Genomic DNA, 18,734 nt, shown 5'->3' on the forward strand with positions numbered 1-18,734 from the left:
GAGAACCCCATGACCACTGTTGCCGTCACCGACGCCACTTTCGATCAGGAAGTGCGCAATTCCGACATCCCCGTCGTCGTCGACTTCTGGGCTGAATGGTGCGGCCCGTGCCGCATGATCGGCCCGTCGCTCGAAGAGATCGCGGCCGAGTTCGAAGGCAAGGTGAAGATCGCCAAGGTCAACGTCGACGAGAACCCCGACAGCCCGGCCGTTTTGGGCGTGCGCGGCATCCCGGCGCTGTTCCTGTTCAAGAACGGCCAGGTCGTCTCGAACAAGGTCGGCGCCGCGCCGAAGGCCGCGCTGAAGTCGTGGATCGAGTCGGCGCTCTGATCGCCGCTGGACCAGTTTGACAAAAAGGGCGCCTTCGGGCGCCCTTTTCAGATCGGCCAGCCGTTGCGGCGCAGCGCGGCCAGGATGCGGTCGCCGCTGTCGTCCCGCCCGGCATTGATCGCGCGCAGCTGCAGGAACCAGTAGAGATAGCGACGATAGTCGGGCGCGGTCCGGGGCGCGAAGGCCGCCTCGATCCCGTCGCGCGGCACGCTCGCCGCGATGTGATGGAAGTCGATCTGCGCGAAAAGCAGCGCGGGCTTTTCCAGGAAATACCCCTCGAAGGCCATCGTGCTGTTCTCGCAGGCGACCATCGCGGCCCCCGCCAGCACCTCGGCCGAGCCGCCCTTTTGCACGCTCAGCCGCGGCTGCCGTGCGGCGAGCGCCGCGAGCGCCGCGATCTCGTCGTCGGGATAGATCTCGTTCGGGTGCAATGTGGCGATGACCGGCCGGTCGGTGCGCGCCAGCAGCGTCTCGAGCATCGCAAGCGGGCTCATCGACTGGAAACGGCGGTGGTCAAGCAGCCGCCCCTGCAGCGGCACGAAGATATGGCCGCGGTCGGAGGTGTCGCACCCGCCGGGCCAGAGCCTGTTTTTCCAGTTCCGGAAGAAGGTCTCCGCCTGCCGCGCATCGACCGTCTCGGGGTCGAAGGCCGCCCGTGCCACCGGCCAGTGCCAGCGCTCCGCCATCGCCTCGATCTGCCAGAAGGCGCCGACATAGCTGCGCCGGCAGGTCAGCGCGCGCTCATGCGTCGGCTCTTCCATGTGGTAAAGCGCATAGCCCGGACGTGCCGACGCCACGAGGCGATTGGCCAGCGTGCTTTCGGCAAGCGACACCTGCCAGCCGGCGCCCGTCACCGCCGCGATCACCTTGCCGAAGAAGTTGTGCGTGCCGGCCTCGACCCGCTGCAGCGCGGGGGCGTCAAGATAGAGGGTCAGGGTTTCACTCGCACACATGGGCCGCAGGCTACGCGGGCGCCGCGCTGCGGGCAAGGGTTGCAGCGCGGCGCCCGCGCCCTCATATCTGGCAGCGCAAACGGAGGGTGACATGGCGGAAGACAAATTCCCCGGCTGGCACGGCACGACGATCATCGGCGTGCGCAAGGGCGGACGCGTGGTGGTGGCGGGCGACGGGCAGGTCAGCCTTGGCCAGACGGTAATCAAGGGCACGGCGCGCAAGGTGCGTCGCCTCTCGCCGGGCGGGCGCGACGTGGTGGCGGGCTTTGCCGGCTCGACCGCCGATGCCTTCACCCTGCTCGAGCGGCTGGAGAAGAAGCTCGAGGCCGCGCCCGGACAGCTGGCCCGCGCCTGCGTCGAGCTTGCGAAGGACTGGCGCATGGACAAGTACCTGCGCAACCTCGAGGCGATGCTGATCGTCACCGACGGTGCCGACCTTTACGTCATCACCGGCGCAGGCGACGTGCTGGAACCCGAACATGACATCGCCGCCATCGGCTCGGGCGGGAATTACGCGCTTGCCGCCGCGCGCGCCCTGATCGACAGCGATCTCGACGCCGAAACGATCGCCCGCAAGGCGATGGCGATCGCGGCCGACATCTGCGTCTACACGAACGGCAACCTGACGGTGGAGAGCATCGCGAAATGACCGACCTGACCCCGCGCGAGATCGTCTCGGAACTTGATCGTTTCATCATCGGCCAGTCGGACGCCAAGCGCGCCGTCGCCGTCGCCCTGCGCAACCGCTGGCGGCGCAGCCACCTTGCGCCCGAGCTGCGCGAGGAGGTCTATCCGAAGAACATCCTGATGATCGGGCCGACCGGCGTCGGCAAGACCGAGATCTCGCGCCGCCTGGCCAAGCTTGCGAAGGCGCCCTTCCTCAAGGTCGAGGCGACGAAATTCACCGAGGTCGGCTATGTCGGCCGCGATGTCGAGCAGATCATCCGCGACCTGACCGATGTCGCCGTGACCGAGACCCGCGAGCGGATGCGCGAGGAGGTCAAGGCCCGCGCCCACAAGGCGGCCGAGGACCGGGTGATCGAGGCGCTCGCTGGCCACGACGCACGCGAGGGCACGCGCGATCTGTTCCGCCAGAAGCTGAAGAAGGGCGAGCTCGACGACAAGGTGATCGAGCTGGAGGTGGCCGATGCCGCCCCGGCGATGCCGATGATGGGCCTGGGCGGTGCGGGCATGGAAACGCAGATGCAGGGTCTGCAGGACCTGTTCAAGGCCTTCGGCGGTGCCCGGCGCACCCGGCGCAAGATGACCGTCGCGGAAAGCTATGAGGTGCTGATCCAGGAAGAGGCCGACAAGCTTCTGGACGACGAGGCGGTGAAGGCCGCGGCGCTCGAGGCGGTGCAGCAGTCGGGCATCGTCTTCATCGACGAGATCGACAAGGTCGCCGCCCGCGCCGAGACCCGCGGCGCCGATGTCTCGCGCGAGGGCGTGCAGCGCGACCTGCTGCCGCTGATCGAGGGCACCACCGTCTCGACGAAATACGGCCCGGTGAAGACCGACCATATCCTGTTCATCGCCTCGGGCGCCTTCCACATCGCCAAGCCGTCGGACCTGCTGCCCGAACTGCAGGGCCGGCTGCCGATCCGGGTCGAGCTGCGGGCGCTGACCGAAGACGATTTCACCCGCATCCTGACCGAGACCGACAACGCCCTGACCCGGCAATACACCGCGCTGATGGCCACCGAGGAGGTCACCGTCAGCTTCACCCCCGAGGGCATCGCGGCGCTGGCCCGGATCGCCGCCGAGGTCAACCGCACGATCGAGAACATCGGCGCGCGGCGGCTCTACACGGTGATGGAACGGGTGTTCGAGGAGCTGTCCTTCTCCGCCCCCGACCGCGGCGGCGAGAGCGTGGTGGTGGACGCGGCCTTCGTCGAGAAGCATCTGGGCGACCTCTCCCGCTCGACCGATCTCAGCCGCTACGTGCTCTGACGTCCGGCTGGCGAAACGGGCGGCATCTGCTATCTTGCGCGCAGCCAAGGAGGCCCCGTGCGCAAGATCGTCCTCGCCCTGCTCATCGCCCTTGCCGGCTGCGCGCCGCGCGCCGAAATCGCCTATGCACCCGATCCCACCGCGCCGGCGCGGCCGATCTTCGTCGGCTCGACCCGAGGCCAGGATTTGCAAAGCGGGCAGGATTTCGGTTTTGCCCGCAGCCCGACGCTGACGCTTGCGCGCTTCGACGTCGCGGTGCCTCCCGAGCGCCGCATAGGTGAGCTGCAGGTGTCCGAAGCCGGGCGCAAACCCGACCCGAAACGCGATTTCCTCGTCGCCGGATCAAAGATCTATCCGACCCCCGCCACCTTCCGCACCGACCTGCATCGCGCCCTGGCCCAGAATGGCAACGAGGCGATCGTTTTCGTACATGGCTACAACACGAACTTCGCCGAAGGGCTTTACCGCTTTGCCCAGCTCGGCGCGGATTTCGACCTGCCCGGGGTGCTGGTGCACTACTCCTGGCCCTCGCGCGGGCAGGTGATGGGCTATGCCTATGACCACGACTCGGCGCTGTTCGCCCGCGACGGGTTCGAGACGCTCTTGCGTGATCTGCGCCTTGCCGGCGCCCGTCACATCGTCATCGTCGCCCATTCAATGGGGGCCGCGCTCAGCATGGAAACCCTGCGTCAGGTGGCGATTTCCCGCGATACCGAGACGATGGCGCGGATTTCGGGCGTGGTGCTGATCTCGCCCGACATCGACGTCGACGTGTTCCGTGCCGAAGCGAAGCGCATCGGCCGACTGCCGCAGCCCTTCATCATCTTCACCTCGCAAAAGGACAAGGCGCTGCTGCTGTCCTCGCGGCTGAGCGGCGAGCGCGCCCGGCTTGGCAACATGACAAGCGTCGACCGGCTGGCCGACCTGAAGGTGACGGTGGTGGAAACCGGCGCCTTCAACACCCGCGAGGGGCATTTCAACATCGGCAATTCGCCGGCGCTGATCCAGCTTCTGCGCAGCTCCAGCCGTCTCGCGAAGATCCTCGAGGGCGCGCAATCGGCCAATTCCACCTTCCTTGCCGGAGTGGTGATGACGGTGCAGGACGCCAAGCAGGTGATCCTGACGCCGGTCGAGGCGATCGGCGGCTAGCGGCGGCGCAGATAGACGTAGTAGGCGCCCGAGCCGCCGTGCTTCAGATGCGCCTCGCTCACCTGCATCACCACCGCGCCCAGGGGCGGCAGCCGCAGCCAGTGCGGCACCTGGTGGCGCAGCACACCCATGCGCTGCGGGATCGGCCCCTCGTCGAGGCCACGCTTGCCCTTGCCGGTGATGACCAGGATCAGCCGGCAGCCGCGGTCGGCAGAGCTGAGCACGAAATGGATGAGTTCCGGATGCGCCTCAGCCAGCGTCATCCCGTGCAGGTCAAGCCGCGCCTCGGGCTCGAGCTTGCCGCGGGTCATCGCGCGATGCGCCTTGCGGTCCATCACCACCGGCTGGCGCGCCAGATGCTCGCCGATGCTGGGGGCAAGATCATGGCCGTGCCGCGGCGGCGCGGCGGTCTGGCCCAGGCGGAAGGCCTTCGCCTCGAAGCGCGGCGGCTTTTGCGGCACCAAGACGGGGTCCGGCGGCAAAACAGGCTCTGTTTCAGCCGGTTTCGGGTGTTTCGGGTGCATCGCCCGGGCCGAGGCCGCGACCTTGTCCCACAGCTCGCGCTCTTCCGAACTCAGCTTGCGGCGCCGTTTCATCCACGCCTCCGCAGCCAGATCATCCGCCCGCGGGCGTTGATCGCCCCGGCCTGCCGCCCGGCCTCGGCCCCGGAGCCGAGGAACAGATCGCCCCGGCCCGCGCCGCGGATCGCCGAGCCGGTGTCCTGCGCCACCATCAGCCGCCGGCCGAAACCCGGACAATCGACCCAGACCGGGCTGCCAAGCGGGATCACCTCCGGGTCGACGGCAAGGCTGCGCCCGGCGGTCACCGGCTGGCCCATGGCGCCGATCGGGCCGGTGCCCTCGGGCAGGTCGAGACGGCGGAAGAACACGAAGGACGGGTTGGTGTTCAGCAGATCCTGCACCGCCGCCGGGTTCTGCGCGCACCAGCGGCGGATCCGGTCGGGCGTCATCTCGGCCACCGGCGCCACGCCGCGCGCCACCAGCTCGGCCCCGATCGAGCGATAGGGCTGGCCGTTCTTGCCGGCAAAGCCGAGGCGCAGCGTACCGCCTTCGGCAAGCCGCAACCGCACCGAGCCCTGCACCTGTGCGAGGAACGCCTCGATCGCGCTGTCGACGAAGGCGATCTCATAGCCCGCCAGCAGATCGCCCGCGGCGATCTCGGCCCGGCTCGCCCAGGGGCGGGAAAAGTCGAACCCGGCGGGCAGCGCGTAAAGCGGTGCCGGAAAGCGGGCCGAGCGCGACCGCGACGCGGGCAGTTCGGGTTCGTAATAGCCGGTGAAATGCGCAGCCCCCGGATCGGTCACCTCGACCGGCTCGAAAGCCGCCTCGAACCAGGCGCGGGCATCGCCTTCGGGCGCATCGCCCGTCACGCAAAACGCCGCCCGTGCGGCGGCGTGATCGTCTTCGTCCCAGCCGGGAATCTCTGCCCAGTCGAGCGGGCGCATGGCTCAGCCGCCCGTCGCCACAAGCTGCCAGTTCGGGTCGGCACTGCCCATCTTGCGCGCAAAGGTCCACAGATCGCGCTGCTTGCGCGGCGCGCGGGCATCGCCCTCGACCACGGTGCCGGCAGCATCGCGCGCCACCGAGATCAGCTCGCCGCCGAAGCGCACGGTGATTTCGGCCTCCTGCGTGGCAGGGTCGAAACTCGCCTCGCTCAGCACAAGCTCGCGCAACCCGACGAATTCCGCCTGCACCTCGAGCCCGCGGGCGGCACGGTCCTGCACCGCCGCATTGAAGGCGTCGAAGACGTCAGGCGACAGGAAGGGGCGCACCTTCTCCAGATCGCCGGTCTCGAAGGCCATCACGATCATCTCATAGGCGCCGCGCGCACCTTTCAGGAACTCGGCCACGCTGAAGGCGGGCTCAAGCCGCTTCATCTGCGCCAGCGCCACAGCGGCGTCCGAACCCTCGGGCACATGGTCGATGATGTCGCGATCGGGGCCGCCCTCGATCACCTCGAAGGCGCGGCGTTCGGCCGGTTCGGCCGCCTCGAGCGGCACGACCGGCTTTTCGAACCCGTCGCGGGTGCCAAGCACGTTCTTCAGCCGCAGGATCAGGAAAATCGCGATCCCGGCGAGGACGATAAGCTGAATGACGGCGTTCGACATGAGGTTCCGTTTCGCGGCAGGTTTGTAAATTCGCACTCCCCACTTATGTAGGCTACGGGCGCGATCAAGTCCACCGGCGCCCAAGGAGTGATGTATGTGGTTCTTTCTGGCCTTCCTGGCCGTGCCCGTGATCGAGATTGCCCTGTTCATCCGCGTCGGCGGGCTGATCGGGCTGTGGCCGACGCTGGCGATCGTGGTGCTGACGGCGATGCTCGGCACGGTGCTGGTGCGCAGCCAGGGGGCACGGGCGATGGCGGACCTGCGCCGCTCGATGGCGGAACTGGGCGATCCGACGGCGCCGCTCGCCCATGGCGCGATGATCCTCTTTGCCGGCGCGCTGCTGCTGACCCCCGGCTTCTTCACCGATGCCTGCGGGCTCTTGCTGCTGATCCCGCAGGTGCGTGACGCCGTGCTGCGCTGGCTGTCGACGCGGGTGCAGGTGGCGAGCTTCTCGATGGGCGGGGCGACGCAGGGCTTCGGCGCGCAGGATTTCGGCCGGCGCGACACCGGACCCGGCGTGATCGATGGCGATTTCCACGAGATCGACCCCACGAACCTGCCGCCGCGCGGCCCCTCGGGCTGGACGCGCCATTGAGACGCGCGGGCCGGGATGCTACACCCGGCGCAGACAGACAGTGGAGGGACACATGACCCAGCAGACGAACGGCGCCGCGCCCGAGGCGCCGCAGATGAAAATGAGCATCCTCGCGCAATTCGTGCGCGACATGTCCTTCGAGAACGCGGTGGCGCTGAAGGGGCTGCAAAGCAATGACGTGCAGCCCGAGATGCAGGTGCAGGTCAGCCTCGACGCCCGCAAGCGCTCGGTCGAGCATCAGTTCGAGGTGATGGTGAAGCTGAAGATCACCGCCACGAACAAGGCGAACAACACGCCGCTGTACCTGCTCGAGGTTGATTACGGCGGGATCTTCCACATCGAAGGCGTGCCGGAAGAGCAGATGCACCCCTTCCTGCTGATCGAATGCCCGCGTCAGCTGTTCCCCTATGTGCGGCGCATCGTCTCGGACGTGACCCGCGACGGCGGCTTCCCGCCCTTCAACCTCGAGCCGATCGATTTCGTCGCGCTCTACCGCGCCGAGCTGGCCCGCCGGGCAGAGGCGCAGGCGGCCGAAGCGCCCGCCCACGTGTCCTGAACCCATCCATCCGGGCCGCGGCACGCTGCCTCAGCGGCACCGTGACCCGATGACATCAGGCGCCGCCGCGGGCATTCTGCGGCGGCGTTTCCATTTCCCGCAGGAGTGCGATGAGCGACGAGATCCCCGTCTGGGTCGGCGACCGGCTGATCCCCATGGACAAGATGGAGGTGCACCGTCGCGGGCTGCGCCATCCGGCGGTGTCTGTCTTCGTGCTCGACGGCGACAAGGTGCTGATCCAGCGCCGCGCCGAGACGAAATATCACTCGCCCGGGCTATGGGCGAACACCTGCTGCACCCATCCGCAGTGGAACGAGCGGCCCGAGCACTGCGCCCTGCGCCGGCTGAACGAGGAGCTGGGCATCACCGGGCTCTATCCGGCCCATGCCGACCGGCTGGAATACCGCGCCGAGGTCGGCAACGGGCTGATCGAGCACGAGGTGGTGGACATCTACCTCGCCTATGCCCGCCCCGGCATGACGATCACCCCGGACCCCGAGGAGGTGGCCGAGGTGCGCTGGATCGGGCTTTATGACCTTGCCGCCGAGGCCCGCCGCCACCCCGAGCGGTTCTCGAAATGGCTGGCGATCTACCTCGCCGAACATATGGACCGGATCTTCGGCGCGCTGACCCGCGGCTGAGCACCCGCGGTCAATTTTCCGCCGAGGGCCGGAAAAACCCGCGCGATCGCAGTGCCGGCTCTGGGCATTCGACGGCCAATCCTGCATCTTGGAAACACTGTGATGGGAGTGTTTCTGTGCGTCGTCCGCAATTCGTGTTTTCCGCCATTCTCGCGGCCTCGGTTCTGGCCGGGCCGGCCCATGCCGCGGATCTGGTCAGTTTCATCACACCGGGTGCCGACGAGGCGCTGCGCACGACATTGCAGAATGCCTCGCTCTCGCGCGAGGCGGGGGCGGCCAAGTCCCCGAACGCACAGGATCTTTTTGCCTCAGCACGGGCCGATTACGCCCGCCTTCTGGGGGTGCTCTACGATCAGGGCTATTACTCCGGCACGATCTCGATCCGCATCGACGGGCACGAGGCGGCGGCAATCGCGCCGATGGACGCGCCGGCCCGGATCGGCCAGATCGAGCTGACGATCGAGCCCGGCCCGCGCTTCGTCTTCTCGCAGGCGGCGATCGCCCCGGTCGCCCCCGGCACCCAGCTGCCGAAGGACTACAGGATCGGCGCCACCGCCCGCTCGGGCCTGATCGTCGAGGCGGCGACCGCAGGCGTCGCCGGCTGGCGCGAGGCCGGCCACGCCAAGGCCGCCGTCGCCGGGCAGAAGATCATCGCCGATCACCGCGCCAACACGCTGGCCGCCGATGTCACCCTCGCCCCCGGCCCGGTGGTGCATTTCGGCGACCTGCATACCTCGGGCAACAAGCGGCTGCGCAGCAAGCGTCTGGTCGAGATCGCCGGCTTCCCCGCCGGCGAGAAATACGCGCCCGAGAAGATGGACAAGGTCCGCACCCGGCTGCGCCGCACCGGCATCTTCAGCTCGGTCACCCTGACCGAGGCCGACAAGCTCGGCCCCGACAACAGCCTTGATGTCGAACTGGCCGTGGTCGAGGAAAAGCTGCGCCGGATGGGCGCCGGCGCCGAGATTGCAAGTTCCGACGGGCTGACGCTGAACGGCTACTGGCTGCACCGCAACCTTTTCGGCGGCGGCGAGAAGCTGCGCATCGACGCCGAGATCGCGGGCGTCGGCGGTGCGACCGGCGGCACCGATTACACCCTTGGCGCCCGGCTCGACCGGCCCGCCACCTTCACCCCCGACACCTCGGCCTTCGTCGTCTCGGAAATCACCAAGACCTACGAGGAGGATTACGACGAGCGCGCCTTTACCCTCGGCTTCGGCCTGTCGCATATCTTCAACGACCGGCTGACCGGCGAAAGCGCGGTCGAATACCAGTGGTCAGAGGTGAACGACAATTCCGGCCGGACGATCTTCCGCCAGGTCGCCTTCCCGAACACCCTCACCTGGGACAACCGCGACGTCGCCGCGAATGCCACGAAGGGCTATTACGGCATGGTGACGCTGACCCCCTTCGTCGGGCTTGGCGACACCGGATCGGGCGCACAGCTGAAGGGTGACTTCCGCGCCTACAAGGGCTTTGGCACCGACAACCGCTTCGTGCTTGCCGGCCGCGCGCAGATCGGCGGCGTCTTCGGGCCAAGCCTGGCCACGACGCCGCGCGACTATCTGTTCTATTCGGGAGGCGGCGGCACGGTGCGCGGCCAGCCCTATGAATCGCTCGGCGTCGACGAGCTCGAGGGCGGCACGCTGCGCACCGGCGGCACCCGCTTCCTCGGCGTCTCGGGCGAGCTGCGCGCCGGCATCACCGACACGATCGGCCTCGTCGCCTTCTACGACGCGGGCTTCATCAGCGCCGGTGACTATTTCAGCGGTGGCGAATGGCAGTCGGGCGCGGGCCTCGGGCTGCGCTACAACACCCCGATCGGGCCGATCCGGCTCGACATCGCGGCGCCGGTCAGCGGCAGCACCGGCGACGGGGCGCAGATCTATCTCGGGATCGGGCAGGCCTTCTGATGCGCATTCTGGCTCTTCTCCTCCTGCTTCTCACCCCGCTCGCCGCCGCCGCGCAGGACGTGACGCTTCCCGACGCACCGGCCACGGTGCAGGCCCCCGCCAGCGCACCGGCCGAGCCCACCGCCGAGCAGACCGAGCGCGACCGCTCCTATCTGACCGGGCTGATCGAAGACAATCTCTCGGGCGCGGGCCGCACCATCCGGCTCGAGGGGTTCAAGGGCGCGCTGTCCTCGCGCGCCACCTTCGACACGCTGACCATCGCCGATGACGAGGGGGTCTGGCTGACCATCCGCAACGGCGCCCTCGCCTGGGACCGCACCGCGATCCTGACCGGGCGGATCAAGATCGGCGAGCTTTCCGCCGACGAGATCGACCTGCCCCGCCTGCCGGTCGCCGCCGCGAGCAGCGCGCCCAGCCCCGAGGCCAAGCCCTTCGCGCTGCCCGAGCTGCCGGTCTCGGTCGAGATCGGCGCGCTCAAGGCGCAAAAGGTGGTGCTCGGCGCCCCGGTTCTGGGCGAGGAGGTCACGCTGGCGGTGAACGGCGCGATGTCGCTTGCGGGCGGCGAGGGCAGCGCGAAACTCGACATCACCCGCAGCGGCGGGCCGAAGGGCAAGGTCTCGTTCAACGGCAGCTTTGCGAATGCCAGCCGCGCGCTTTCGATCGACCTGCTGGTCGACGAGGGCAAGGACGGGATCGTGTCGAAACTGGCGGGCCTGCCCGGCACCCCGGCACTGACGCTAGCCGTCGCCGGCTCGGGCACGCTCGATGCGTTCAGCGCCGACACCGTGCTCAGCACCGAGGGCGCGCCGCGGCTGACCGGCAAGGTGACGCTAACCGCATCGGTGCCGAAGGGCGCGCCCGCGGGCAGTGCCCCGGTGCAGGGCTTCCGCGCGCTTCTCGGCGGCGACATCACGCCGCTGCTGCCGCCCGAATACCACGACTTCTTCGGCACCCAGAGCGCGATCTCGGTCGCGGGCGAGCGGGCGCCCAGCGGCGCGCTCAGCCTGACCAGCCTCAGCGTCGACAGCGAGGCGCTCAGCCTGTCGGGGCAGCTCGACCTGCTGCCCTCGGGCCTGCCCGCGCGCTTCGACCTGACGGCAAAGCTCGGCCTTGCCTCGGGCGCGCCGGTGCTTCTGCCGGTCTCGGGCGGACAGACGATGCTGCAAAAGGGCACCGTCTCGCTGGCCTATGACAGCGCCACCTCGGACGGCTGGACACTCGACGCGCGGCTCGAGGCGCTCGCCGAGCCCACCGCCAAGGTGCAAAGCCTGCGTCTGGCCGGATCCGGCCGGATCGGCACCGCGGACGGCACCCCGACCGCAGGCGGCACGCTGACCTTCACCGCGAACGGCATCGAGATGGCGGACCCGGCGCTCGCCTCGGCGATCGGCCCCTTCGTCACCGGCCGCACCGTGTTCTTCTGGCAAAGGGGCAAGCCGCTGCGCCTGCCGGCGCTGAAGGTGATCGGTCGCGACCTGTCGCTCTCGGGCCTTCTGACCCTCGACAACCTGTCAGGCGGGATCGACGTGACCGCCGATCTCGACGCCCGCGCCGCGGCATTGTCGAACTTTGCCGCGCTCGCCGGCCAGCCGCTGTCGGGCGCGGCCGAGGGCAAGGTCAAGGGCAGCATGACCCTTCTCACCGGCGCCTTCGACCTCGAGACGACCCTGACCGGGCAGGACATCAAGACCGGCGTCGCCGAGGCGGATGCGCTGCTCGCCGGCACCTCGGCGATCGAGGCCTCGGCCAAGCGCGACGAGACCGGGCTCCTGCTGCGCAGCTTCCACGCCAGTGCCGGCAGCCTTGATGCCACCGCCTCGGGCAGGCTCTCGACCGGCAAGAACGATCTGACCGCGAAGATCACCCTGCCTGACCTCTCGGTGCTGGGCCGCGGCTATCGCGGCGCACTGAACGCCACGGCACGGGTCTCGGATGTCGAGGGCGCGCGCGAGATCAGCGCCGAGGCAGTGGCGAAGAACCTCGCCTCCGGCCGGGCCGAGATCGACCGGATCCTCGCGGGCGAGAGCCGGATTACCTTTCTGATCGACCAGAAGGACGGGCGGACGCTGCTGAAAAGCCTCGACCTCGCCACGCCGCAGCTGAGCGCGAAGGCGAGCGGCACCCCCGAGGGTGCGGCGCAACGCATCGCGCTCTCGGCACGGCTGGCGAATGCGGCGCTGCTGGCACCGGGCTTTGCCGGACCGGTCACGCTTGCGGGCACCGTCACCGACAGCGGCAAGGGCTATGGGATCGACCTCAAGGGCACCGGACCGGGCGGCACACAGGCGGCCGTCACCGGCTCGGTCGCGGCCGATTTCGCCAACGCCGACCTGAAGATCGCCGGCACCACAGAGACCGCGCTGGCGAACCCCTTCCTCTCGCCGCGCTCGGTGCAGGGGCCGCTGCGCTTCGATCTGCAGATGAAGGGCGCGCCCGGGCTGCAGGCGCTGTCGGGCCGGATCACCGGCACCGACCTGCGGCTGACCGCGCCGACCTTCGGTCTGGTGCTGCAAAACATCGGGCTGCGCGCCGATCTGTCGGGCGGGCGGGTGGCGCTCGCACTCGACGGCGCGCTGAAGGGCGGCGGCACAGTCGCGCTGAAAGGGCCGGTGACACTGTCGGCGCCCTATGCGGCCGACCTTGCACTGACGCTGAACGGCGCCCATCTGCGCGACCCAGAGCTTTATGACACCCGCGTCTCGGGAGCGTTGCGCATCGCCGGACCGATGGCGGGCGGCGCAAAAATCTCGGGCGCGCTGACACTGGCCGAGACCGAGCTGCGCGTGCCCTCGACCGGACTTGGCGGCGCGGCCGCCATCCCCAACATCACGCATCTGCACGAAACCGCTGCCACCCGCACAACCCGCGCCCGGGCCGGGTTGCTGCAACAGGACAGCGCGGGCAGTTCGGGCAGCAGCAGACCCTATGCGCTCGACGTCACGATCTCGGCGCCGAAGCAGATCTTCGTGCGTGGCCGGGGCCTTGACGCCGAGCTGGGCGGCGCGCTGCGGCTGACCGGGACCACCGCGAACATTGTGCCGATCGGCCAGTTCAGCCTGATCCGCGGCCGGCTCGACGTGCTGGCGAAACGCTTCACGCTCAGCGAGGGGCAGGTGGCGATGCAGGGGGCGCTGGTGCCCTGGATCCTGTTCAGCGCGGTGACCGAGCAGGATGACTACACCATCACCCTGACGCTCGAGGGTGATGCCTCGGCGCCCGAGCTGAAGATTTCCTCCTCGCCCGATCTGCCCGAGGAAGAGGTGCTGGCACGGCTGCTGTTCAACCGCGGCCTGACCAACCTGTCACCGCTGCAGGCGGCACAGCTCGCCTCGGCCGTCGCCTCGCTGGCCGGCAAGGGCGGCGAGGGGATCGTGGCGAAGCTGCGTCAGGGCTTCGGCCTCGATGACCTCGACATCGGCACGGATGCCTCGGGCAATGCCACGCTGCGCGCCGGCAAATACCTGTCCGAGAACATCTATACCGACGTCGAGGTGGAAAGCTCGGGCTCGACCGCGATCAACCTGAACCTCGACGTGACCTCGCATCTGACGGCGCGCGGCAGCGTCGATTCGGCTGGCGACAGCTCGCTCGGCCTTTACTTCGAAAAGGACTACTGAGCCGCGACCGAGGCGATCCAGTCGCGAAAGGCGATCAGCGGCGGCGAGGGCGCGACATCGGCCGGCCAGACCAGCGAATAGGTGCCCACCCCCGCGACCACGTCGCCGGGGGTGCGCACCAGCCGCCCCTCGTCGATCTCGGTGCGGGCGAGAAACTCGGGCAGGAGCGCGATGCCGACGCCATGCACCGCCGCCTGGGTCATCGGCGCGAACTGGTCGAACATGATGCCCTGCGTGTGCGGCGCCTCGAGCCCGTGATGCGCGAACCAGGCATTCCAGGCGTTCGGCCGCGATTCCAGCTGCAACAGGGACTGTTTTTCCAGATCCGCCGGCACCGTCATCGGATGCTGGCGGGCGAACTCGGGCGAGCAGGCGGCGACGATCCGCTCCTCGAAGAGCGCCAGATGCTCGGCCCCCGGCCACGGCCGCACGCCGAAATGAATGGCCGCATCGAAGGTCTCCGAGGCGAAATCGAAGGGCCGCATCCGGGTGCCGAGATTGAGCGTGATCCCCGGGTTTGCGGCCAGAAAGGCGCCAAGCCGCGGCGCCAGCCAGCGCGTGCCGAAGGTGGGCAGGATGGCGAGGTTCAGCACCCCGCCCCCCGGATTGGCCCGCAGCCCGAGCGAGGCCCGCGCGATCAGCTCGAGCGCCTTGCGCACGTCGCGCGCATAGGCGAGCGCGGGCTCCGTCGGCTGCAGCCGCCGCCCCTCGCGCCGAAACAGCGTGACGCCAAGCTGCCCCTCGAGGTTCTGCACCAGCCGGCTCACCGCCCCTTGCGTCAGGTTCAGCTCGCGCGCCGCGGCGGCGGTCGAGCCAAGCCGGCACACCGCCTCGAAGGCAGACAGCAGCGAGACCGAGGGAATATAGCGGCGCGGCAGGCTCATGTATGTGCTCCGTGCATGATCTGCCGCCAGAATAGCGGTAGAAACACGCAGGAAACAGGCCCATAAAGCATGAAACACATGGAGGACCCCCGATGGCCCTGAAGCCGAAAGATGCCCCTGACCTCTCCAGCTTCAACTGGGAGGACCCGTTCCGCCTGGATCTGCAGCTCACCGAAGAAGAACGGATGCTGCGCGACGCCGCCCGCGCCTATGCGCAGGAAAAGCTGCAGCCGCGCGCCATCGAGGCCTTCGAGAATGAGAAGACCGATCCGGCGATCTTCCGCGAGATGGGCGAGATGGGCCTTCTGGGCGTGACCGTGCCCGAGGAATACGGCGGCATCGGCGCTTCCTACGTGGCCTATGGTCTGGTCGCGCGCGAGATCGAGCGGGTCGACTCGGGCTATCGCTCGATGATGTCGGTGCAGAGCTCGCTGGTGATGTATCCGATCTATGCCTACGGCTCGGAAGAGCAGCGGATGAAATACCTGCCGAAGCTCGCCTCGGGCGAATATATCGGCTGCTTCGGCCTGACCGAGCCGGATGCGGGCTCGGACCCGTCCTCGATGAAGACCGTGGCGAAGAAGACCGCCGGCGGCTACGTGCTGAACGGCTCGAAGATGTGGATCTCGAACAGCCCGATCGCCGATGTCTTCGTCGTCTGGGCGAAGTCCGAGGCGCATGGCGGCAAGATCCGCGGCTTCGTCCTCGAGAAGGGGATGAAGGGTCTGAGCGCGCCGAAGATCGGCAAGAAGCTCAGCCTGCGCGCCTCGATCACCGGCGAGATCGTGATGGACAATGTCGAGGTCGGCGAAGACGCGCTGCTGCCCGGCGTCGAGGGGCTGAAGGGCCCGTTCGGCTGCCTCAACCGCGCCCGCTATGGCATCGCCTGGGGTGTGATGGGCGCCGCCGAGTTCTGCCTGCATGCCGCACGGCAATACGGGCTCGACCGCAAGCAGTTCAACAAGCCGCTGGCACAGACCCAGCTGTATCAGCTCAAGCTCGCCAACATGCTGACCGAGATCAGCCTCGGCCTGCAGGGCTGCCTGCGCGTCGGCCGACTGATGGACGAGGCGAATGCCGCGCCCGAGATGATCTCGATCATCAAGCGCAACAACTGCGGCAAGGCGCTGGATGCGGCGCGGCTGGCGCGTGACATGCACGGCGGCAACGGCATCTCGGGCGAGTTCCAGGTGATCCGCCACATGGTGAACCTTGAAACGGTGAACACCTACGAGGGCACGCATGACGTGCACGCGCTGATCCTCGGCCGTGCGATCACCGGGCTTCAGGCGTTCTTCTGAGTGGCGCGGCGCGCCCTGCACGCGGCCAGTTCCGCGTTCAGGGCCGCCCCCAGCAGAACCGAGAACACGCTGAGATAGAGCCACATCATCAGCGCGATCACCGCGCCGATGGAGCCGTAGATCTTGTTGTAGCTGCCGAAGTTCGCAAGGTAGTAGGTCAGCGCCAGCGAGGCCCCGGCCCAGACCAGCGCGGCGAGGATCGCGCCGAAGGTCAGGATCGGGTCGCGCCCGCCGCGGGTGTTCGGCCCGTAGCGGTAGAGGATGCCGAGCGCGGTCAGCATCAGAAGCAGCATCCCGCCCCAGGGCAGCCCCGACAGCAGCCAGGCCGTGAGCGCGTGAAACGGCAGGAAGTTCACCGCGATCGGCACCACGACGATCGTCGCGAGCGCGGCGAGCATCACCCCGACCAGCGCCAGCGTCATCACATAGCCGAAGAGATAGCTGAGCAGCGTAGTGCGCGAATGGGTGCCGTGGATCACGTTCAGCCCCTCGATCAGCGCGCCGACACCCGCCCGCGCCGACCACAGCGCGACGGCAACCGAGATCAGCGTCGACAGCCCGATGCCGTCGCGCGGCCCGCTGAGCAGCGCCATGATCTGCGTGTTCAGGATCTCGTAGGCCTCGGGCGGAATGAAATCATCGGCCACCTGCAGATAGGATTCGATCACCATCGGATCGGAAAAGGCGCTCCAGACCGCGATCGTCGCCGAGATGCCGGGAAACACCGCCAGCATTGCATAGAAGGCGACGCCCGCCGCGATCAGCGTGATCTTGGTGTCGGCCAGCCGGCCGGCCAGCGCCAGAAGAAATGTCCAGATGCCGCGCACGCGAAAACCCTTTTTCGCCACCTTCCCTCAAGGGGCCGGGCGGCGCAACCATGCCGGCACACGCAACTGCGACTGCAAGGCCCTTTCCGTTCGCCCGCGAAAAGGCTAGCGATATCGAAAGGTTCCTCCGGCGCTTCGAGGTTGTCATGAGCAAACGGATCATCGCCTTCGTCGACGGCTCGATCTATTCGGCCAGCGTGTGCGACCACACTGCCTGGGTGGCCAAGCGCATGGACGCCTCGGTCGAGCTTTTGCACGTTCTCGGCCGGCGCGGCACGCCCACCCCGTCCGAAGGGCTGGGCACGCGCTCGGCGCTGCAGGCCGAGCTGGCCGCGGTGGACGAACAACGCGCCCGCCTCGTCACCCATCGCGGCATCGCCATCCTCGAGGATGCGCGCCATATGCTGACCAAGAGCGGCCTGCAGGCGGTTTCGAGCGAGCTTGTGCACGGCGATCTGCTCGACACGCTTGCCCGCCACGAGATGGGCGCCGAGATGGTGCTGATCGGCAAGCGCGGCGAGGCCGCCGATTTCGCCATCGAGCACCTCGGCTCGAATCTCGAACGGATCGTGCGCACGGCGACGCATCCGGTTCTGGTCGCCTCGCGCGCCTTCCGGCCGATCAAGAAGGTGCTGGTCGCGCATGACGGCGGCGCCTCGTCGCTGAAGGCGATCGACTATATCGCCCGCTCGCCGCTGTTCCCTGATCTTCAGATCACCGTCGTCGCCGTCGGCGTGAAGACCGCCGAGACCGAGCGCCGGCTGACCGATGCGGCAGCGCTGCTGCGCGGCGGCGGCATCGCGACCGAGACGCTGACCGTGGGCGGCGTGCCCGACGTGGCGCTTGGCAATCTGGTCGACAGCGCCGGCTTCGACATGCTGGTGATGGGCGCCTATGGCCATTCGCGCATCCGCTCGCTGATCATCGGCTCGACCACCACGGCGATGATCCGCTCGTGCAAGGTGCCGGTGCTGCTGGTGCGCTGAGCCGGCATCCGTCATCAGACCCTGGTGCGGCACAAATCCGCAAGACCGGGGCCCGGCAGATGCCGGGGCGGGGTCTGCGTGCCTCAGGCGGACAGGGTCTCGGTCGAAGCGAAGAACATCGCCTGACTTACCGCCGAGCGCAGCTGAGCCTCGGTATAGGGCTTGGTAATCAGGAAAGCGGGTTCGGGGCGCGCGCCGGTCAGCAGCCGTTCGGGGAAGGCGGTGATGAAGACGACCGGCAGGTCCTCGAACTGCTCGAGGATGTCGTTCACCGCGTCGATCCCCGAGGAATTGTCGGCAAGCTGGATATCGGCGAGGATCAGGTCCGGCCTTTCGCGCGCGGCGAGCGCCACCGCGCTGCGCCGGGTGGCGGCGCTGCCGCTCACTCGGTGGCCCATCTCCTCGACGATGCCCTGGATGTCCATCGCGATGATCGCCTCATCCTCGATGACCATCACCTTGCCCGCGACCGAGGCCTCCATCTCGCGCAGCGCGATGTCGATCAGCCCGACCGCCTCCTCGGCGCCGAGTTGCAGGATCGTGCCGATCTCCTCGGGGCGAAACCCCTCGATCGCGTTCAGCAACAGCGCCTCGCGGGTGTTGGGTGTCAGCCTCGCCATGTGATCTTGCGCCCGCGCCGACAGCCGGCTGTCGGGCTCGCCCAGTGGCGCCCCGGCCGAGGCCCAGACGAGGTGGAAGGCGTGAAACAGCGCCAGCTTCGGATCGCCCGCGCCGTCGAGGGGCGCCGGATCGGCGAGAATCGCTTCGAGCGTCGCGGCGGCGAAGCGGTCGCCCGTATCCTGGCTGCCGGTGAGGGCCCGCGCATAGCGGCGCAGGTAGGGCAGGTTCGCGCCGATGGTCCCCGCAAGATCGGTGGGCATGAAAAGCTCCCTCTTTCCGTTTT

At 68.4% G+C, this 18,734-nt stretch carries 18 protein-coding genes; 11 read left to right on the forward strand and 7 right to left on the reverse strand.

Annotation, left to right across the window (positions count from 1 at the left end; genetic code table 11):
* Positions 1-9 precede the first annotated feature (9 nt).
* On the forward strand, positions 10-330 hold the full coding sequence (gene trxA, locus EOW65_RS11720) for a thioredoxin (protein ID WP_121530835.1): 321 nt from the start codon (positions 10-12) through the stop codon (positions 328-330).
* 47 nt (positions 331-377) lie between these two features.
* Here trxA and EOW65_RS11725 read toward each other — a convergent pair whose 3' ends face one another.
* On the reverse strand, positions 378-1,283 hold the full coding sequence (locus EOW65_RS11725) for a hypothetical protein (protein ID WP_128149636.1): 906 nt from the start codon (positions 1,281-1,283) through the stop codon (positions 378-380).
* 91 nt (positions 1,284-1,374) lie between these two features.
* On the opposite strand from EOW65_RS11725, the gene hslV reads away from it, so the two are divergent.
* The 3 genes from hslV to EOW65_RS11740 are packed head-to-tail and all read left to right on the forward strand — an operon-like array spanning position 1,375 to position 4,382.
* On the forward strand, positions 1,375-1,932 hold the full coding sequence (hslV, locus tag EOW65_RS11730; protein WP_128149638.1) for an ATP-dependent protease subunit HslV: 558 nt from the start codon (positions 1,375-1,377) through the stop codon (positions 1,930-1,932).
* Positions 1,929-3,233, forward strand: coding sequence for an ATP-dependent protease ATPase subunit HslU (gene hslU, locus EOW65_RS11735; protein ID WP_128149640.1), 1,305 nt, complete (start codon positions 1,929-1,931; stop codon positions 3,231-3,233). Before hslV ends, hslU begins: the two co-directional genes overlap by 4 nt.
* Before the next feature lie 57 nt (positions 3,234-3,290).
* Entirely contained in the window at positions 3,291-4,382 is a 1,092-nt protein-coding gene (locus tag EOW65_RS11740) for an alpha/beta hydrolase (protein ID WP_164880079.1), read from the forward strand.
* Here the strand turns inward: EOW65_RS11740 and EOW65_RS11745 are convergent.
* Genes EOW65_RS11745 through EOW65_RS11755 form a run of 3 tightly spaced genes read right to left on the reverse strand, consistent with a single transcriptional unit; the run spans position 4,379 to position 6,510 of the window.
* Positions 4,379-4,978, reverse strand: coding sequence for a Smr/MutS family protein (locus tag EOW65_RS11745; RefSeq protein WP_128149644.1), 600 nt, complete (start codon positions 4,976-4,978; stop codon positions 4,379-4,381). The two genes, EOW65_RS11740 and EOW65_RS11745, sit on opposite strands and share 4 nt — an antisense overlap.
* Positions 4,975-5,847 (reverse strand): murein transglycosylase A, encoded by an 873-nt coding sequence (mltA, locus tag EOW65_RS11750; protein ID WP_128149646.1) that lies wholly within the window; start codon positions 5,845-5,847, stop codon positions 4,975-4,977. Before mltA ends, EOW65_RS11745 begins: the two co-directional genes overlap by 4 nt.
* Before the next feature lie 3 nt (positions 5,848-5,850).
* The gene (locus EOW65_RS11755; RefSeq protein ID WP_128149648.1) at positions 5,851-6,510 is read right to left on the reverse strand and encodes a Tim44/TimA family putative adaptor protein; all 660 of its coding nucleotides are present in this window, start codon (positions 6,508-6,510) and stop codon (positions 5,851-5,853) included.
* A gap of 94 nt (positions 6,511-6,604) precedes the next feature.
* Between EOW65_RS11755 and EOW65_RS11760 the strand changes: the two genes are divergently transcribed.
* From EOW65_RS11760 to EOW65_RS11780, 5 genes are all read left to right on the forward strand, one after another.
* Complete coding sequence (locus EOW65_RS11760; RefSeq protein ID WP_128149650.1) at positions 6,605-7,105, forward strand: FxsA family protein; 501 nt, start codon at positions 6,605-6,607, stop codon at positions 7,103-7,105.
* 52 nt (positions 7,106-7,157) lie between these two features.
* Complete coding sequence (secB, locus tag EOW65_RS11765; protein WP_128149652.1) at positions 7,158-7,661, forward strand: protein-export chaperone SecB; 504 nt, start codon at positions 7,158-7,160, stop codon at positions 7,659-7,661.
* 110 nt (positions 7,662-7,771) lie between these two features.
* Positions 7,772-8,302, forward strand: coding sequence for an isopentenyl-diphosphate Delta-isomerase (idi, locus tag EOW65_RS11770; protein ID WP_128149654.1), 531 nt, complete (start codon positions 7,772-7,774; stop codon positions 8,300-8,302).
* A gap of 134 nt (positions 8,303-8,436) precedes the next feature.
* On the forward strand, positions 8,437-10,215 hold the full coding sequence (locus EOW65_RS11775) for an autotransporter assembly complex protein TamA (protein WP_240664653.1): 1,779 nt from the start codon (positions 8,437-8,439) through the stop codon (positions 10,213-10,215).
* On the forward strand, positions 10,215-13,832 hold the full coding sequence (locus EOW65_RS11780; protein WP_128149658.1) for a translocation/assembly module TamB domain-containing protein: 3,618 nt from the start codon (positions 10,215-10,217) through the stop codon (positions 13,830-13,832). Before EOW65_RS11775 ends, EOW65_RS11780 begins: the two co-directional genes overlap by 1 nt.
* On the opposite strand, the gene EOW65_RS11785 is transcribed toward EOW65_RS11780, so the two are convergent.
* Positions 13,826-14,716, reverse strand: a complete 891-nt coding sequence (locus EOW65_RS11785) for a LysR family transcriptional regulator (RefSeq protein WP_113898372.1) — start codon at positions 14,714-14,716, stop codon at positions 13,826-13,828. The two genes, EOW65_RS11780 and EOW65_RS11785, sit on opposite strands and share 7 nt — an antisense overlap.
* Before the next feature lie 92 nt (positions 14,717-14,808).
* On the opposite strand from EOW65_RS11785, the gene EOW65_RS11790 reads away from it, so the two are divergent.
* Positions 14,809-16,017, forward strand: a complete 1,209-nt coding sequence (locus EOW65_RS11790) for an acyl-CoA dehydrogenase (protein WP_121530861.1) — start codon at positions 14,809-14,811, stop codon at positions 16,015-16,017.
* Here EOW65_RS11790 and EOW65_RS11795 read toward each other — a convergent pair.
* The gene (locus tag EOW65_RS11795; protein ID WP_128149660.1) at positions 16,002-16,865 is read right to left on the reverse strand and encodes a YihY/virulence factor BrkB family protein; all 864 of its coding nucleotides are present in this window, start codon (positions 16,863-16,865) and stop codon (positions 16,002-16,004) included. The two genes, EOW65_RS11790 and EOW65_RS11795, sit on opposite strands and share 16 nt — an antisense overlap.
* Positions 16,866-16,990: 125 nt before the next feature.
* On the opposite strand from EOW65_RS11795, the gene EOW65_RS11800 reads away from it, so the two are divergent.
* A complete protein-coding gene (locus EOW65_RS11800) occupies positions 16,991-17,830 on the forward strand; it encodes a universal stress protein (protein ID WP_128149662.1) in 840 nt (279 codons plus the stop codon).
* An 83-nt stretch (positions 17,831-17,913) separates the two neighbouring features.
* Here EOW65_RS11800 and EOW65_RS11805 read toward each other — a convergent pair whose 3' ends face one another.
* Positions 17,914-18,711, reverse strand: coding sequence for a response regulator (locus tag EOW65_RS11805; RefSeq protein ID WP_128149664.1), 798 nt, complete (start codon positions 18,709-18,711; stop codon positions 17,914-17,916).
* Between the last annotated feature and the right edge of the window lie 23 nt (positions 18,712-18,734).

Source organism: Paenirhodobacter ferrireducens (assembly GCF_004022265.1).
GTDB lineage: Bacteria > Pseudomonadota > Alphaproteobacteria > Rhodobacterales > Rhodobacteraceae > Rhodobacter > Rhodobacter ferrireducens.

What these genes read in the sequence shown, in the direction of transcription:
- trxA (WP_121530835.1), top strand. Translation starts at nt 10, where the DNA reads ATGACCACTGTTGCCGTCACCGACGCCACTTTCGATCAGGAAGTGCGC.
- EOW65_RS11725 (WP_128149636.1), bottom strand. Translation starts at nt 1,283, where the DNA reads ATGTGTGCGAGTGAAACCCTGACCCTCTATCTTGACGCCCCCGCGCTG.
- hslV (WP_128149638.1), top strand. Translation starts at nt 1,375, where the DNA reads ATGGCGGAAGACAAATTCCCCGGCTGGCACGGCACGACGATCATCGGC.
- hslU (WP_128149640.1), top strand. Translation starts at nt 1,929, where the DNA reads ATGACCGACCTGACCCCGCGCGAGATCGTCTCGGAACTTGATCGTTTC.
- EOW65_RS11745 (WP_128149644.1), bottom strand. Translation starts at nt 4,978, where the DNA reads ATGAAACGGCGCCGCAAGCTGAGTTCGGAAGAGCGCGAGCTGTGGGAC.
- mltA (WP_128149646.1), bottom strand. Translation starts at nt 5,847, where the DNA reads ATGCGCCCGCTCGACTGGGCAGAGATTCCCGGCTGGGACGAAGACGAT.
- EOW65_RS11755 (WP_128149648.1), bottom strand. Translation starts at nt 6,510, where the DNA reads ATGTCGAACGCCGTCATTCAGCTTATCGTCCTCGCCGGGATCGCGATT.
- EOW65_RS11760 (WP_128149650.1), top strand. Translation starts at nt 6,605, where the DNA reads ATGTGGTTCTTTCTGGCCTTCCTGGCCGTGCCCGTGATCGAGATTGCC.
- secB (WP_128149652.1), top strand. Translation starts at nt 7,158, where the DNA reads ATGACCCAGCAGACGAACGGCGCCGCGCCCGAGGCGCCGCAGATGAAA.
- idi (WP_128149654.1), top strand. Translation starts at nt 7,772, where the DNA reads ATGAGCGACGAGATCCCCGTCTGGGTCGGCGACCGGCTGATCCCCATG.
- EOW65_RS11780 (WP_128149658.1), top strand. Translation starts at nt 10,215, where the DNA reads ATGCGCATTCTGGCTCTTCTCCTCCTGCTTCTCACCCCGCTCGCCGCC.
- EOW65_RS11785 (WP_113898372.1), bottom strand. Translation starts at nt 14,716, where the DNA reads ATGAGCCTGCCGCGCCGCTATATTCCCTCGGTCTCGCTGCTGTCTGCC.
- EOW65_RS11790 (WP_121530861.1), top strand. Translation starts at nt 14,809, where the DNA reads ATGGCCCTGAAGCCGAAAGATGCCCCTGACCTCTCCAGCTTCAACTGG.
- EOW65_RS11800 (WP_128149662.1), top strand. Translation starts at nt 16,991, where the DNA reads ATGAGCAAACGGATCATCGCCTTCGTCGACGGCTCGATCTATTCGGCC.
- EOW65_RS11805 (WP_128149664.1), bottom strand. Translation starts at nt 18,711, where the DNA reads ATGCCCACCGATCTTGCGGGGACCATCGGCGCGAACCTGCCCTACCTG.